The sequence below is a fragment of the Enterococcus sp. DIV1375a genome, assembly GCF_051712205.1.
GTDB lineage: Bacteria > Bacillota > Bacilli > Lactobacillales > Enterococcaceae > Enterococcus > Enterococcus faecalis.
In genome coordinates this window covers 2627562-2643655 of the sequence record NZ_JBIOOM010000001.1, presented here as the reverse complement: position 1 = coordinate 2643655, position 16094 = coordinate 2627562, and the positions used below count along the sequence as shown (strand labels likewise).

Annotated in this window: 8 protein-coding genes; 7 read left to right on the top strand and 1 reads right to left on the bottom strand. The window is 41.7% G+C overall.

From position 1 onward, the window contains the following. Positions 1-206: 206 nt before the first annotated feature. From pplA to IGJ63_RS12760, 6 genes are all read left to right on the top strand, one after another. Positions 207-1136: an extracellular electron transfer flavoprotein PplA gene (gene pplA / locus IGJ63_RS12785; protein WP_002368513.1), complete on the top strand. Its 930-nt coding sequence runs from the start codon at positions 207-209 to the stop codon at positions 1134-1136. A gap of 254 nt (positions 1137-1390) precedes the next feature. Further along, positions 1391-2458, top strand: a complete 1068-nt coding sequence (locus IGJ63_RS12780; protein WP_010823312.1) for an FAD:protein FMN transferase — start codon at positions 1391-1393, stop codon at positions 2456-2458. Between the two features lie 13 nt (positions 2459-2471). Then, positions 2472-3419: a 1,4-dihydroxy-2-naphthoate polyprenyltransferase gene (gene menA / locus IGJ63_RS12775; protein WP_010821964.1), complete on the top strand. Its 948-nt coding sequence runs from the start codon at positions 2472-2474 to the stop codon at positions 3417-3419. Positions 3420-3806: 387 nt separating this feature from the next. Further along, the gene (locus IGJ63_RS12770; protein WP_438746597.1) at positions 3807-4169 is read left to right on the top strand and encodes an LPXTG cell wall anchor domain-containing protein; all 363 of its coding nucleotides are present in this window, start codon (positions 3807-3809) and stop codon (positions 4167-4169) included. Next, positions 4156-8028 (top strand): WxL domain-containing protein, encoded by a 3873-nt coding sequence (locus IGJ63_RS12765; RefSeq protein WP_438746595.1) that lies wholly within the window; start codon positions 4156-4158, stop codon positions 8026-8028. Before IGJ63_RS12770 ends, IGJ63_RS12765 begins: the two co-directional genes overlap by 14 nt. 360 nt (positions 8029-8388) lie before the next feature. After that, entirely contained in the window at positions 8389-11298 is a 2910-nt protein-coding gene (locus tag IGJ63_RS12760; RefSeq protein ID WP_438746593.1) for a WxL domain-containing protein, read from the top strand. A gap of 190 nt (positions 11299-11488) precedes the next feature. Here the strand turns inward: IGJ63_RS12760 and IGJ63_RS12755 are convergent, their stop codons facing one another. Then, complete coding sequence (locus IGJ63_RS12755) at positions 11489-11632, bottom strand: putative holin-like toxin (protein WP_002387585.1); 144 nt, start codon at positions 11630-11632, stop codon at positions 11489-11491. Between the two features lie 385 nt (positions 11633-12017). On the opposite strand from IGJ63_RS12755, the gene IGJ63_RS12750 reads away from it, so the two are divergent. Beyond that, on the top strand, positions 12018-16001 hold the full coding sequence (locus tag IGJ63_RS12750) for a WxL domain-containing protein (protein ID WP_438746591.1): 3984 nt from the start codon (positions 12018-12020) through the stop codon (positions 15999-16001). Positions 16002-16094: the final 93 nt, after the last annotated feature.

The window sequence follows — 16094 nt, the reverse complement described above, 5'->3', positions numbered from 1 at the left end:
ATTATATAAGTATTTCACGAATTTGTCTAATATAAATTTTAATTGTCAACAAATTTACTCCAACGATGAGTTTTTGATGAAAAAAAGACCGAAATGTAAATATTTTTAGGGGATGGTCTTGACAACGTTTTTAAAACCATTATAATGTGTAATGTATCACAAACTTTTGATGTTTGTGAAAATCATGAAAGAAAAGGTGACTATCAATGAAAGTGAATAAATTTGTTAAAGGTTTTGCGGCAATTGCATTATTTAGTTTAGTATTAGCAGGCTGTGGCGCAGACAAGAAAGACAACACAACGAACTCTTCTAGCGCAGCATCTTCAGAAACGAAAAAATCAACTGAATCATCAGCACCAGCGAAAAAAGTTGCCGGTGGCGATTTAAAAGATGGTACGTATAAATTAGAAGAAAAAAATGAAAAAAATGGTTACCGTGCAGTCTTTGAAATGACTGTAAAAGACGGCAAAATCACTGAATCTAAATATGACAACATCAATGCTGACGGCAAATCTAAAACAGAAGACACTAAGTATGAAGAAAGCATGAAAGCAAAATCTGGTGTTGGACCAAAAGAATACATCAAACAATTAAACGATTCTTTTGTTAAAGCACAAAGCGCAAGCGGTGTGGAAGTAGTAACTGGTGCGACTCATTCATCTGAATCATTCCAAAACTACGCACAACAATTAATCCAAGCAGCACAAGCTGGTAACACAGACACAATCGAAATCGACAATGGGGCAACATTGAAAGATGGTACGTACTCATTGAAAGAAAAAAATGACTCAAACGGCTACCACACAACATTCTCAATGACTGTGAAAGATGGTAAAGTGACTGAATCTAACTACGATAACGTGAACGCTGACGGCAAATCTAAAAAAGATGACACTGAATACGAAAGCAAAATGAAAGACGTTGCTGGCGTTGGACCAAAAGAATATATCGAAACATTAAACAAAGAATTTGTTAAAGCAATGGGCGAAGAAGACGGCTCACCTGCAGGTGTTGAAGTGGTAACTGGTGCAACACACAGCACACATTCATTCATCAACTACGCACAACAATTAGTGAACGCTGCTGAAAAAGGCGACACAACTGAAATCGTTGTTGACAACATCGTAACAAAATAATTAGAAATAAATGAATCGTGAAGTAGTTCCTGAAATGCTTTTCAGCAATTACTTGACACCATTGAGGGGTTGGGAAAAAGTCGGTTGGCTGACTTTCCCGCCCCTTTTTCTTCGCTAGTTCTGTCCATCATTTCACAAATTTTTTCACAGAAATTTGTGAATTTCCAAGAGAAAGACTTTTCATTTTTTCCAAAAAAGGCTACTATGCAAGAGAACTTATTTTTTAATTAAAGAAGGAAAGAAGAGGGAATCCTATGAAAAAGAAACTTCTGCTCATGGTGAGTGTTCTAGCATTGCTGTTTGTGGCAGCTGCTTGTTCCTCAAAACCAGAAGCGAAAATTAATACAGAACCATACTCTGACCGTCAAACAATGCTTGGTACCTACGTTCAAATTCGCATCTACGATGATGGCAAAGAAGACGTCTTACCGAAAGCCTTTGCCCGTGTTAAAGAACTAGGCGATAAAATCACGGTCAACCAACCAGGTTCAGAAATTGATGAAATCAACCAAGAAGCAGGCGTAAAACCAGTCAAAGTGTCAGATGACCTGTATCCTTTGTTGAAAAAAGCCTATGAATACAGCAAAGACTCCCGCGGCGGCTTCGACATGGCAATTGGCCCAATCACCTCTATGTGGCACATTGGCTTCGATGATGCCCGCAAACCAAGCCAAGCCGAAATTGATCAAGCCTTGAAACTTGTTGATTACACGAAAGTCAAATTCAACGACAAAGAGCAAACCGTTTACCTTGAAGAAAAAGGCATGCAATTGGATTTAGGTGCAATTGCCAAAGGCTTCATCACCGACGAAGTCGTGAAAGTCCTCAAAGACAACGGCGTCACCACCGCTATCGTCGATTTAGGCGGGAATGTTTACGTCTTAGGACACAGCCCACGCGGCAAAGACATGGATTGGACAGTCGGCATTCAAGATCCGAATAAAGCCCGCAACACTGTTTTAGGTCAAGTCAAAGAAAGCAACAAAACCTTAGTCACATCAGGAATTTATGAACGCTACTTAAAAGTCGATGGCAAAACCTACCACCATCTCTTCGATCGTGAAACTGGCTATCCGTTTGATAACGACATCGCGGGTGTCACCATTATCACCGACAAATCCATCGATGGTGATGGTCTCTCAACAGCCGTCTTCTCAATGGGCGTCAAAAAAGGACTAGAATATGTCGAAAGTCTGAAAGGAACCGATGCCATTTTCGTCACAAAAGACGACAAAGTCTACATCAGCAAAGATATCGAAGGCAACTTTGAAATCGGCAAAGACTCTGGCTATACGATGGGGAATCGGGCCGATTTGAAATAAGGAGCGACTAAAAATGTCTTTAAATGTGTTTTTAAAAGTAGTGGAAATTCAGACGAAGCTTGCCAGTCTCTTTCCCTTTATTATCGGGGTCTTGTTTTCAATGACCTATTTTGGGGAAGTTCAGTGGGGCAACACGCTGGTTTTCTTCATTGGTATGGTGGTCTTTGATATGGCCACCACCGCCATTAATAATTACATGGACTTCAAAAAAGCCAAATCAGACGTCTATAAATATGAAGAAAACATTATCGGACAATCAGGGGTTTCACCACAACTAGTTCGCAACATGATTTTCGCCATGATTGCCTTCACTGCCGTTGTGGGTGCGTACTTAACGGTTCAAACCGGCTGGCTCTTCCTCGTATTAGGCGGGATTTGCTGCTTCATCGGTATTTTCTACACGTATGGACCGATTCCGTTATCCCGCATGCCCTTGGGGGAAATTTTCAGTGGCTTCACGATGGGCTTAGGCATCTTCGTCTTAACCGTTTACTTGAACGTCGTCACCAATCCGCCTTTTTACTTAACGGTTGATTTCGCCAGTGGCGCCTTTCGCTTAGACGGCAATCTCTGGGCGGTACTTGCGATTGTCGTGGCGTCCTTGCCCTTGGTCTGTTCGATTGCTAACATCATGCTCGCCAATAATTTACGGGACTTAGACACGGATATTGAGAACCACCGTTATACGTTAGTCTATTATATCGGGCGCCCAGCAGGGATTGTGCTGTTTCAAGTGTTAGCGCTAGCTGGTTATCTGGTGATTTTATTCGGCTTCATTAGTGGTATTTATCAATGGCCAGTGTTAATCACGTTTGCCACTCTGCCTGTCATTTGGAAAAATATTCAAACGTTTAAACAAGAATTGCCGCAGCCGAAAAGTTTCCGTCATTCCATTAAAAACTTAATGGTTTTCAATGGCACCTATGCCTTAGGGCTATTCATTAGCGCCTTACTTGGTTAGTCTTGCGGAAAAATAGCGGGCTGGGCGAAAAAAATACTGTTTTTTTTCAGAGGCTTGCGTCAAAACAATCAAACAAAGCTCAAAATGTTAGTATTCGTTGCTAACATTTTGAGCTTTTCTTGTTAAAAATAGCGGAATCTTAAAATTTTGTCAGGGGATTTTGGTAAAAATTTGCCGAAATCGCCCTTTTTTTGAGCCGATTATTAAATAACAGCTGTTGTAACCCTTGTCAGAATAGGAACCTTCAAAATTTTCGCATGGGGTGCGAAAAAATCGTCAATTTCTGCTGGGGGTTTCTTTGTTATTATAGAGGAGTAACAAAAGGTTGTTTCGTCTTTCTTGTGTAAAAGGGCAAGAAAGGCTAGCGAGTTAAAAGGAGGTTTTTCAATGAAAAAAAAGCGTTATTTAATGATTGTGTGTCTACTATCTTCTTCTAGTTTTTTTATAAATGTTGAAGCGTCTGATGGTGGTTCTAGTTCGGTGGGGATTGAATTTTACCAAAATCCGACAACACCCGCTCCTAAAGATCCCCCACCGAAAACAGATGCGCCAGCTGCTGATCCCAAGGAACCAGCTGGTCCTCCGCAAGGAGATCAACGAAGTGGTGGTTCGACACAGACCACCACAACTGGCTCAACGCTCCCTCGTACAGGGAGCAAGAGTCAGGCAAATTTGAGCATTCTCGGCTTGGTCTTAATTGGCTTGGCGGGAATCGTACATAGAAAGAGGGGACGACATGAAGCGAAATAAATGGCAACGTCTTGCAGCTATTGGCTTATGTAGTTCTTTGCTAGTGAATGCCTTTTCTGGCGTGACGGCAGTTGCGGAAACCGTGACGATTGAAAGTAGTCCAACCGCCGAAAGTAGTGTCAAGGAAGAGACACCAGCCAGTAGCGTGAAGGAAGAAACAACGAAAGCCAGTACGGAAAATAGTCAAGTAACAACTGACACGAGTCAGGAAGAAGAAACGAAAGAAGCGGAGAAACAAGCAGAAACAGAAGTACCAACGGAATCTTCAGAAGCTGTCCAAGAACATACACCTGAAGATGGTAGACAAAATCGTTGGTTACCAACAGGAACTAATATGTATGTAGGTACGACTTTAAAGTTCATTGATGAAAGTAATATGCCGTTTAATGAACCACTCGTGATTTCGGGGAATTATATAAAATATGGAAGAAAAGACAGTAATGATTTCTATACAGTTGGTACTGGCTATAAGATTAATTCTTCAAATAAGAGCGGTGGAACATATGTAATTTCGACCAGCACGCCAGTCCCTGTACCATATACTTTTACAGATTTGGGAAATGGAGTATCCAATTCAGGCTATGCATTAGACAATTTGTCTATCACGACAGCATTAAAATACGTAGACAGAATAGAAGAAACGAGCAATGTTGTAAAGTTTGTATTTTATACAACGAATCCGAACACCTCGGATAAAGGCGTATGGGATACAATTATATTGAATCCAGATAGGTCTAGAGAGTTTATAAAGCAATCTGACAATAGTTTTAGAATGGTCTCTACATGGGGAACAACAGTAGCGACTGATTTGATTTCGTCATTACTGCGTATGGGCATAGAATCAGATGCTGGTAGTAAAAAACTTGTTTTGAATAATTTTAGCGGAACGACTGATTACAGTGCGGTAACAAAAGAATATAAGGTCACACGTAAACAAGTCACCGAAAAGTTCGTCAATACTAGTGGCGTAGCCATTACACCGCCAACAGGGTTTACCCAAAATAAGAAAACACCAATGACCAGCAATAACTTTACCTTCAAACAAGCAGGTACCTTACCCGACACCTATACAACAGGTGGTAAGACCTACAAGTTCAAAGGCTGGTACAAAGGCAAAACTAAACCAAGCACCTTGACCGCCACCAAAGCACCAAGTTATGCGGTGACGTATGATGGGAATGATGACTTGAATGTGGTGTATGAGGAAACAAAAGAAAAGACCACCACGATTCCAGCAGTTACGTATAAATTTGGTTTTGTCGATGAAAAAGGTGCGTTAGTCGCACCAACGAATTTTAACATGACAACTAATTTAACAACTATCATGAATGGCACGCCGAAACAAGTCGGCACAGCTAGTGGCGTGAATAATGGTAATTTGAAACAGTTAACGATTCCGAGCCAACAACTAACGTATACACCTTCGGTTAATCCTGCCTATTCTGGTAGCACAAATTTACGTTTAATTATTCCTAAACGGTATAAGTTGCCAACAGTTAAGCCAGGAACGTATTATACAGGTTCTAGTACCGCTTATCCAATCGCTACAACAAGAATGAGATATGTAGGTGGTGTCTTACCTGATGATCGTTTAGTAACAGATGGTAGTGATTATACTTTAGCTACAACGACAACCGCTCATTCTTATCGAATACGACAACTCTTCTGGGAGTCAGATACAACTAAAACCGTATTTGACTTAATTTTATCAACAGCAAATGCAACAGGAAATGCACCTGCTTACTACACTACAGACGAGACCATGTATTATTTCTTAGAAAACCGCCGTGTCACTGAAAACTTCGTAGACACAAGCGGTGCCAAAATCACCGCGCCAACAGGTTTCACTCAAGGTAAAAAAACGGTGATTACAAGTGATGCCTATACCTTCAAACAAGCAGGTACCTTACCTGACACCTATACAACAGGCGGTAAGACCTACAAGTTCAAAGGTTGGTACAAAGGCAAGTCCATACTCAACACATTGACAACTACCAAAGCGCCAAGTTATCAAGTGACCTACGATGACAATGATGATTTGAATGTGGTGTATGAAGAAGAAACAGTTACGACCTTTTATCCATCAATCAATCTGAATTTTGTGAATGAAAAAGGTGGTGCGTTTACACCAGCGTTAACTTTTAGTGGTAAGTACAATGTACAAAGAGCTAGTGACAACGTAATTACCAATTTATATGACGTGACCTCAAAAAGTAAGGGTAATGGACAATACACAGTAAGTGTTAACAACGGTAGTATCCCATTGTCCCAAGAGTTGTTTAAAAAATATACGAATGGCAACCCGCCAATTGGTTCAAATGCCCTTAGTTTTAAGTTAGACAAGTTGGCAATTGATCAACAGTTAAAATATGTTGATAGCATTCAAGTAGAAGCTGTTCAAAGTAGCGGTTTGAATGTGTATCGTTATGAGTATGCATTGGGTAGTTCAACGATAATCGATTCGAGTGTAGCGCCTATGGCGAGTAATCTGCCTACAGCAGATATTAATGGGCTAAGCTTTAATAAAAATGGAACCAATTTTTCCAATACTACTTATAGATTTTTGGGCATGAGCATAGGCAGTAGCATGAGTTCTACTGGAAAGTATCTTTTTCATACGAACCTTTTCAGTAACAATCCTACCAATGATGCGAAATTAGTCTACAAAGTCACACGGAAACAAGTTACTGAAAACTTCGTGGATGCCAACGGTGCCAAGATTACTGCACCAACAGGCTTCACCCAAGGTAACCAAGTACCAATGAACAGTAACACCTTCAAGTACACAGCGGCAAAAGCTTTACCAGCGACGTATACTACAGGTGGCAAGACTTATACCTTCCAAGGGTGGTATAAAGGGAAAACCAAGCCAAGTACGTTGAACAAAACCACAACACCAACGTTCAATGCGACCTTTGATGGCAATGACGATATGACCGCCATGTATAAGGAAGAAATACCAACAGCTAGTGTCACATTAACTCGACCAAAAGAAGTGATCGATACGAATACCAATGTAATCTGGACAACAACGATCACGAATACCAGCAAAGCACCCTTACAAAATCTCACCTTGAAAAAAGGGCCCAATTGGTCAGCTGGTCTGACGATCCCGACCTTTATGGAAGTGACACCAGAAGGAGAAACGACAAAATCAATCCCAGTAAATAGTACACTTTGGACAGATGGGGTTTCTTTACCAAATGCTGTTCCTATCGGTAAAAAAGTTTCAGTTGCTTTCACAACTCGCGCAACAGGGAGACCAAACACTGTTTTGAAAGCAGAAGTTGTAGTGTTTGGTGGTATTAAAGATCGTACAGTGGATAACTTCGTGAGAATTCGTCCAAATGATCAAGAAGTAGTTACACCAACGACCGAAGGCTTCATCAGTGTGCCAACCTTCGACTTCGGCCAAGTGGGCGTTGCAGGAACTAAGCAACAACACAGCTTGAAAAAAGCCGCGGATTACTACGGTAACGGTACCCGCAATCCGTATGTCCGAATCAAGAAAACGCAACCAAGTTGGAGCCTAACGGCGCAACTGTCGCAACCAAAATCAGCGACAGACAGCTTGCCTACAGCGACCCGCTTATTATTAGGGGCGGCGCCTGTCTCTAGCTTCACCAATTACAATCAACCAACCGAGTTGAAAAATGCGGTCGGTACCACGAGTGCCATTAGCTTAACAGCCAACAACACGGCGACGAGTATTATTGCCAACAAGCAATTCACAGGTAGTAATGTTTATCAGTTGGACTTCACCTTCAATAATGTCAAACTTGAAGTGCCAGCCAATCAAGGTGTTAAAGGGCAACAATACAAGGCCGCAGTTACATGGAACCTAGTTACAGGTCCTTAAAATAGTTAAGTTATCATGAGAAAAGCTCAAAATGTTAGTGGTTATCACTAACATTTTGAGCTTTTTGGTTTAAATATTAAGGAAAAAACAGTTGGAGTTCATCAAAAGAGCGTTTAAATCCTTGATTTTCGCTAAAATAACACTTGTTTTCAAAGGGAACAGAGGCGCTCAGCCTTGAAAGGATAGGAATCACTAAAAAACGGCACTCAATATGTCAAAATTTGAAATTTCAAGCGGTGTGTTCTTTGGTAAAATAAATAAAAAATGCTAGTTATCAGTATAGATAATAACAGGATACTGATTAAGAAAGGACTTTATAGAGACTATAGATTGAATTTTTACATAGAAAGAAGGAGCAAGATGAAGCGAGTAAATTGGAAAAGATGGCTAGTTGTTGGGTTAAGTTGTTCTTTGTTCATGGATTCAGTGGTTGGTGTGACTGTGTTAGCGGAAACGATTACTGGGGAGACGGAGCAAGGAGTAGCAACATCTCAGTCTAGTGACGAAGCGAGCCAGACGACACAAACAACCGAAGAGTCACAGGCAACGGTCGCTAGTGAAGCGAAAACAGTGCCGTCGCAGGAAACGGCAAGAATTGCTTCTCGAGCGATTGGTTATTCTTCTGTGGAAGGGCGCGAGATTCCCTTTTTCTTTGTGGAGGAAGACGGGACGTTGTTTGATCCCGACCGAATTACGATGGCGGTCAATCTTTCCACGTTTTCGTTTTATGAAGAGAAATTACAACGAACCCCCCTTGAGCCTACCACTGTGAATGGCGGAAAGTTACTGTCTATTCCAACGTCACCAGCTTTTAAATATGATACAAATAACCAGAATCCAAGTAATATTTATGGCGTTTCTGAAGTGTCGTTTACTATTCCTAAGGAGTATCAAAGCCTGGATATTCGACCAAGTACGTTTTATACAGGAGACACTACGCAATATCCAGTGCCAACGGTTTTTGCGAACGTTGGGGGCAAAGTGACGAACTATGTGGGCGCCAATGCGGAGACGGAATTAGAGTTAACCAATGAAAAAATGCCCAATAAGCTGACGTTTGGTCCTAAAAAGACGTTTAAATATACGGTAGCTACGGCACCAGGAGGCGTTACGTATGCACTGACCTATTTTTATGGAGATGTCGGCGGTCCAACTAGTTCGCACCAAAGACGAGGAACAGCGGGTCCTGTGTATTATTATTTAACCAAGCGGCGTGTCACGGAAAAATTTGAGAATCCCGTAGGCGGGGCGATTCCTGTGCCAGAAGGTTTTACGCAGGATAAGAAAACCATTGTGACGGGGGAGGATTTTACTTTTACCCAAGAAGGCACCTTGCCTGAGCGTTACACAGGCAGTGATGGGAAGACGTATTTATTTAAAGGTTGGTACAAAGGGAATGCGAAACCTAGCACGTTGGAAACCACCAAAACGCCTAGTTATGCGGTGACCTATGATGACAATGACGATTTGCATGTGGTCTATGAAGAAGCAGTGATGAAAACTTATACGTTGCCAGCGAGAGAAGCTTTGTTCGGCTATGTTGATGAGCAAGGAAACTTGATTAATCCCGCCAAGTTTAAGCTAAGTGCGACCATGGGTGAAAGTGACGGAGCCACAGGGGAAATGACGACTTTTCCCACAATTGATGGAATCGATATGCTAGCAAGTCAATTAAAGAAATTAGCCATCCCGCAAAAAGTCTACACACGCCCAGACGATGGGACAATCGTGACTTATGGCCCGCAAGAAGTGAGTGTTGAAATTCCTAAGTATTACCAGACGATTTCGATTAAACCAACTACTGCGTATACAGGGGATAAAACCAAGTATCCAGTACCAAATGAAGTGCGCCGTGGCATCGAAAACCCCGACAACATTGTTAGTAGTTTAGTGGGAACCACTGCGTATAACTTGACCAAAAAAAGTGCTACGCGCTATACTGCCCGCCGTTCTTACTGGACGTGGGACCCCACGAAGACACTTTACTCAATGAGTATCTATTCAGGAACTGCTGGGGGCAACTATAATTTATCGACCCCCGATGGCACCATTTATTATTACTTAGAAAATCGGCGGGTCACTGAACATTTTGTAGATGATGGTGGTGCAAAAATCACGCCACCAACTGGCTTTACACAAGGAAATCAGCTAGTGATGGACAGTGAAAACTATGTCTACACTGCCGCAAAAGCTTTACCGAAAATCTACCAAGCTGGTGAAAAAACCTATATCTTCCAAGGGTGGTTTAAAGGTAAAAGCAAGCCAGCAACATTAAAGACGACAACGACCCCAAGTTTTACACCAACTTTTAATGATGAGGACGACATGACCGCTGTGTACCAAGAAGCGATTCCCACCGCGGAACTAACGTTAACAGGTGCCGTTGACATAATCGAAAATGGCGCCACAATGGACTACTGGGAAGCACTACTGAAGAACACAGGCGAAGCGCCGTTAACCACCATTAAAATCAAGCCAACGGCAACTTGGGCGGCCGGCATCGGCGCACCCAACACGATATTTGTACAAGGAACGGGTCAAAACACCAAAGCTTTTCCTGTCACCAAAGAACAATGGACGACCGGTGCAGGAGTGTCCATCACGTTGGATCAGCCTTTACCAGCTGGCGGTCAATTAAAAATGAACTTATTAGGAACCGCCGTTACAGGAAATCCTGGTCAAGTTTTAACCGCTGATGTTGAAGTAACGGGCAACTTTGGCAGTTTAACTGCCAAAGATACGGTCCGTATTAAAGACTTAGATCAAGAAATTACGAGTCCTGACGGCGACGGCTTTATTAGTACGCCAACATTTGATTTTGGTAAACTAGCAATTTCAGGAAGTAAGCAACAATATGGTTTGAAGAAGGCCGCAGATTACTACGGCAATGGCACTCGCAACCCTTATTTACGCCTGAATACTAGCCAAGCCAATTGGAGTTTAACGGCCCAGCTGTCGCAACCAAAATCAGCCACAGACAGCCTGCCAACAACGACCCGCTTGTTGCTAGGAACGGCCGCTGCTGCCAGCTTTACCGATTACAACCAACCAACAGAAACCAGGACACCACTTGGCAAGACCAGCACCGTGACTTTAACCGCCGACAATGCCGCAACAGCGGTGGTCGCAAACCAACAGTTCACAGGCAGTGACGTTTACCAACTAGACTTCACGTTTGCTAACATCAAACTAGAAGTGCCAGCCAACCAAGGTATGGCTGGCCAACAATACCAAGCCGCGGTCACGTGGAATTTAGTGACTGGCCCCTAAAATAAAAATGCCCGAGCCTCTTATTTTTCTAAGGCTCGGGCATTTTTATTGATGGTCTTTTGATGGTCGTTGTGCTATAATAGCATTGAAAAGAGAGATATGCTGTAACATACCTCTCTAGTGTAGAGCCGTTTAAGACGGTGACTTTTTGGATTATTTAAAAATAACCGTACTTGGTCAAAGTAGACGGTTATTTTTTCTTGTCTTCTTTAACAACCTTTAGGATTCCGAAGATTAAAGTCGCGATAAAAGAACCGAAACTAATCATCAGAGCTAAAGCTTCTGCGATAGACAAAAGGCCTCTCCTTTCATAGATTTTAGTACTTACATTCATAAGCACCACCACCTTTCAGATTGGATAGCCACCGCCATAACTTCTCTACACTTTTATTATACCATTTAGAACTAAAAAATAATTAGTTTTCAATATATTTTTTTAGGAAATTGTGCTATAATAGCAATGAAAAGAGAGATATGCTTCAACATACCTCTCTGATGTAGAGCCGTTTAAGACGGTGACCTTTTTAGTTACAAAAAATAACCGTACTCAGTCAAAGTTGACGGTTATTTTTTATTGTCATTTTTAAGCTTTAAAAGATTTTCCTGTTCCCTAATTGTTAAGAATAGAGAAGAAAAGCTCAAAATGTTAGTTCTGATTACTAACATTTTGAGTTTTTTTCAATAAATATCAAGAAAAATCAGCGGAAATTAGAGAGAAAATGGTGAATTCCACTGATTTCCAGGCTGTTTTTTACCAAAAAACAGTGGCTCCTCCTTGGTATAAAAGGAATCATTGGAAATATCAAGTTGTCGTATCAAAATTTAAAATTTCAGTGGGGCCTTTTTTTGATAAAATGAAAATCATACAAAAAATCATACATAGGACAATAAAAATAACAATAAAAAGTTACATAAAAAAGGAGAATGGCATGAATCAAAAAAGAAACCGTTTATTTGCAATCGCTTTGTGTGGTTCTTTACTAATCAGTTCATTAAATGGCATCCCAGCAGTTGCTGAAACCATAAACGCACCAAATATCACTCAAGAAAAACCACAAGAAGAACCGCAAACTGATGCACCACCAGAAAGTTCAGAGAGCGGAGCACCTCTTCGAGGACTACCAGTGATTCCACCAATTACAACAACGGTGGCAGAAGCGCAACCAGAAGAACCGCCAGTGGCAGAAGTTTCTGAAAACGTTCAACTGGATCAGCCTGTTCCGCTTATGCCTGACTCACAGCAAGGGAGCAAACGAGAAAATCGGGCAGGTACTGTTGCTGTTCCCGCCAAAACGTATAAATTAGCGTTTATTGATGAAGCGGGTAATTATATTGATCCCGCTAAAGTCACGATTACTGGCGATGTAATGAAGGTTGAAGCGCAAGGTACTTCTGGCAAAGTTGGTGAGGTTGTCACAAGCAATGTCGGTAATCTTAAAGAAATGACGGTGCCGACAGTGATGTTGGCTGATGATGATAGTACGGGAAATACGGGGTATTCGGGGGTTCAGAATAGTCAGATTCGTTTACCTGATTACTATGATTTACCTCAAATATCCCCCACTAGTTATCATACAGGCACGACATTTCCAATCGCTCAATCTAAGAGAGTTAGCGTCCCAAACAATGAAGTAACAGAAATAGATGAGAGTGGTATACGCTTTAAGTTGGCTAGAACTATTCCGAAGCAATACGAGTTTACTACAACTGCTTGGAACAGTGATGTATCAAAGACTAAGTTTGCTTATGGCTTTAGTCTGGCCACGACAAGTGGTGTCAATGCTTATTATACGACGGATGACACGGTTTACTATTATGTACCCAACAGACGGGTTAATATTTATTATAGTACCATGGTACCAAGCGCTTTACCTGCCTATCCTACAGGGTATAATGCCAGTCTTTCAAAAACAGTGGTTGATTCAGACAATTTTCACTATAAAGCACCAAAGGCGTTTCCAGCAAGTTACTCTTCTGGGAATCGTCATTTCCAGTTTAAAGGCTGGTACAAAGGGTCAGCAAGACCAGCGGACCCGAAAGCCGTTAAGTTAGAAACCTCATTGACGCCAGAGTTCGATGTCACTTATGATAATGCCGACAATTTATATGTTTTTTATGATGAAGTCGATGAAATGACCACTACTATTCCAGAAGTTACCTATAAGTTTGGCTTTGTTGATGAAAAAGGGGCGCTTGTTGCGCCAACGAATGTAGACATTCAGGCGAACTTAACAACTGTCGAGGATAAGGTGGTCCAGAAGGTGGGGGCTATTACAGGCGCTAATGTAGGCAATTTAAAACAGTTAACCGTTCCTAGCCAAACACTAACCTATGTACCTAAAATTAAAGTTGCTTCTTCTGGGGTAACCGATTTTCGGTTGACTATTCCCAAGCGCTATAAAATTCCAACAGTCACACCTGGTTCATTCTACACTGGCTCAACGACCGCCTATCCTTTGGCGACAACGCTGTTAAGGCATATTAGTGGTCAGGCAGATGAACGGATAACAACGGATGGCACTCGCTATAGTTTATATAATTTACCGACGCCTCATAGCTATCGTATGTACAGAAGTAGTTGGCAACCTGACGTTACCAACACGGGATTTAGTGCAACTTTAAACATGGCGACGACCGAGATTTATCCAGCTTATTTCACGACCGATAACACGATGTACTATTTCTTAGAAAACCGCCGCGTCACTGAACACTATGTTAATGAAGCAGGTGCTGAGGTACCGATGCCTACAGGCTTCACGCAAGGGAATCAAACGGTGATTGACAGTGATACTTATCATTTTAAATTGGCAAAGGAATTGCCGTTTAGTTATTTTTTAAACAATAAAGCATACCGATTTAAAGGCTGGTATAAAGGCAAAACCAAACCTAAGGTATTGGAAACGAGTCGAACGCCTGAGTATGATACAACTTTCGATGATAACGATGATTTAACCGTTGTTTACGAAGAAATTAAATACGGCGGAAATGCGGTGACATTTGGTTTTGTTGGGGAAGATGGGCAATTGCTTCAGCCAACAGGGTTTCAGGTGACTACGGATATTGTTGAAACAATCGATGGGCTGAGTACGGTTTTAAGTAATGTTTCAGCTGTCGACAGTACAGGCAACGTTAAAACTTTGACGATCCCGCAAAAGGAATATGTATTGACTCCCCAGATGAATTTCTATGGAACAAAAAATTCATTGATTACGATTCCAAGACAATACCAAGAAATTTCTTTTACGAAACCTGCCAACTATCAAGGACTAGATTATCCAGTTGCAGGGCGTGTTGAGAATATGTTTAGTGGTAATCTGTATGATGAGGGGGCACAACCACCTTACTTTTCTGCTTCGAAAGTCAAAGCCAATCAATACAAAATAATTGAGTTTCATTGGAAAGAAGAGCCTACACAAAGTTTCTCTAGTTTGTACAAAGCTACGTTAATTCGAAGTAGCGTGGCACCAACAGGCGTAGAAATGTATCCTAATAAGCCAATCTATTACTATGCGACCAATCGCCGAGTGACTGAAAACTTTGTAGATAAATCTGGCGCAAAAATCACGCCACCTCAAGGATTTACGCAAGGGAATCAAGTCACAGTCACCAGTGATCCTTTTACTTATACTGCTTCAAAAGCTTTACCAAGCGTTTATGCGGCTGGGGCAAAAACCTATAAGTTTGTTGGTTGGTATAAAGGAACCACCAAGCCAACGACCTTAAAAACAACGGCTACTCCTAATTATTTGGTGGATTTTGATGATAATGACGATATGACGGCGGTCTATGAAGAAGAAACGCCGACTGCTGCTTTAACTTTGACCAGCACCAACCGTGTCGTGAATAATGACGATAGTGTAGATTGGGTGGCAACACTGAAAAATACTAGCCTGGCACCACTTAAAACGCTGACAGTGAAACCAGCGACTACTTGGCCTGCAGGAATTGGTACGCCGACGTCACTTTCTGTCCAATTGGACGGACAAGCACCGAAAATTTATCCAGTAACGGCGACTACTTGGTCTGAAGGAATCAGCTTAACAGGTCTTGAAATACCGGCAGGTCAAACAGCCAACGTGACGCTTGTTGGCACCAAAATTTCAGGAACATCAGACCAACGCTTGACGGCAACCCTTGATGTTACAGGAAATTTTGCGACAGTGAGCGCCGCGGATGCGGTACGTCTGACAGATACAACCCAAGGAACAATTACACCAACAGAAGGCTTTATCAGCGTGCCAACCTTTGATTTTGGAAAAATGAATATTGCTAGTAAAACGCAACAATCAGGCTTGAAAAAAGCGGCCGATTACTACGAAAATGGTACACGCAATCCTTACTTGCGAATTAAGAAAAATCAACCGAATTGGCAGATGACAGCGCAACTATCTCAACCGAAAGCAACCACAGATAGTCTGCCAACAGCGACTCGTTTATTGTTAGGTCCAGCGAATGTTTCAAGTTTTACAAATTATAACGAAGCAACCGAACAAATCAAAGCAGTTGGTAAGACTAGTTCTTTGAGCTTAACGGCGAATAATGTGGCAACCAGTGTTGTCGCAAACCAACAGTTCACAGGTAGTGACGTCTACCAACTGGATTTTACGTTTGAGAACATTAAATTAGAAGTACCAGCCAACCAAGGAACCAAAGGACAACAGTACAATGCTGCGGTCACTTGGAATTTGGTGACTGGTCCCTAAAATAAAAATGCCCGAGCCTTGAAATAGGAGGCTCAGGCATTTTTTATTGATGGTCTTTTTAGGGTTGTTGTGCTATAATGATAAAGAAAAGAG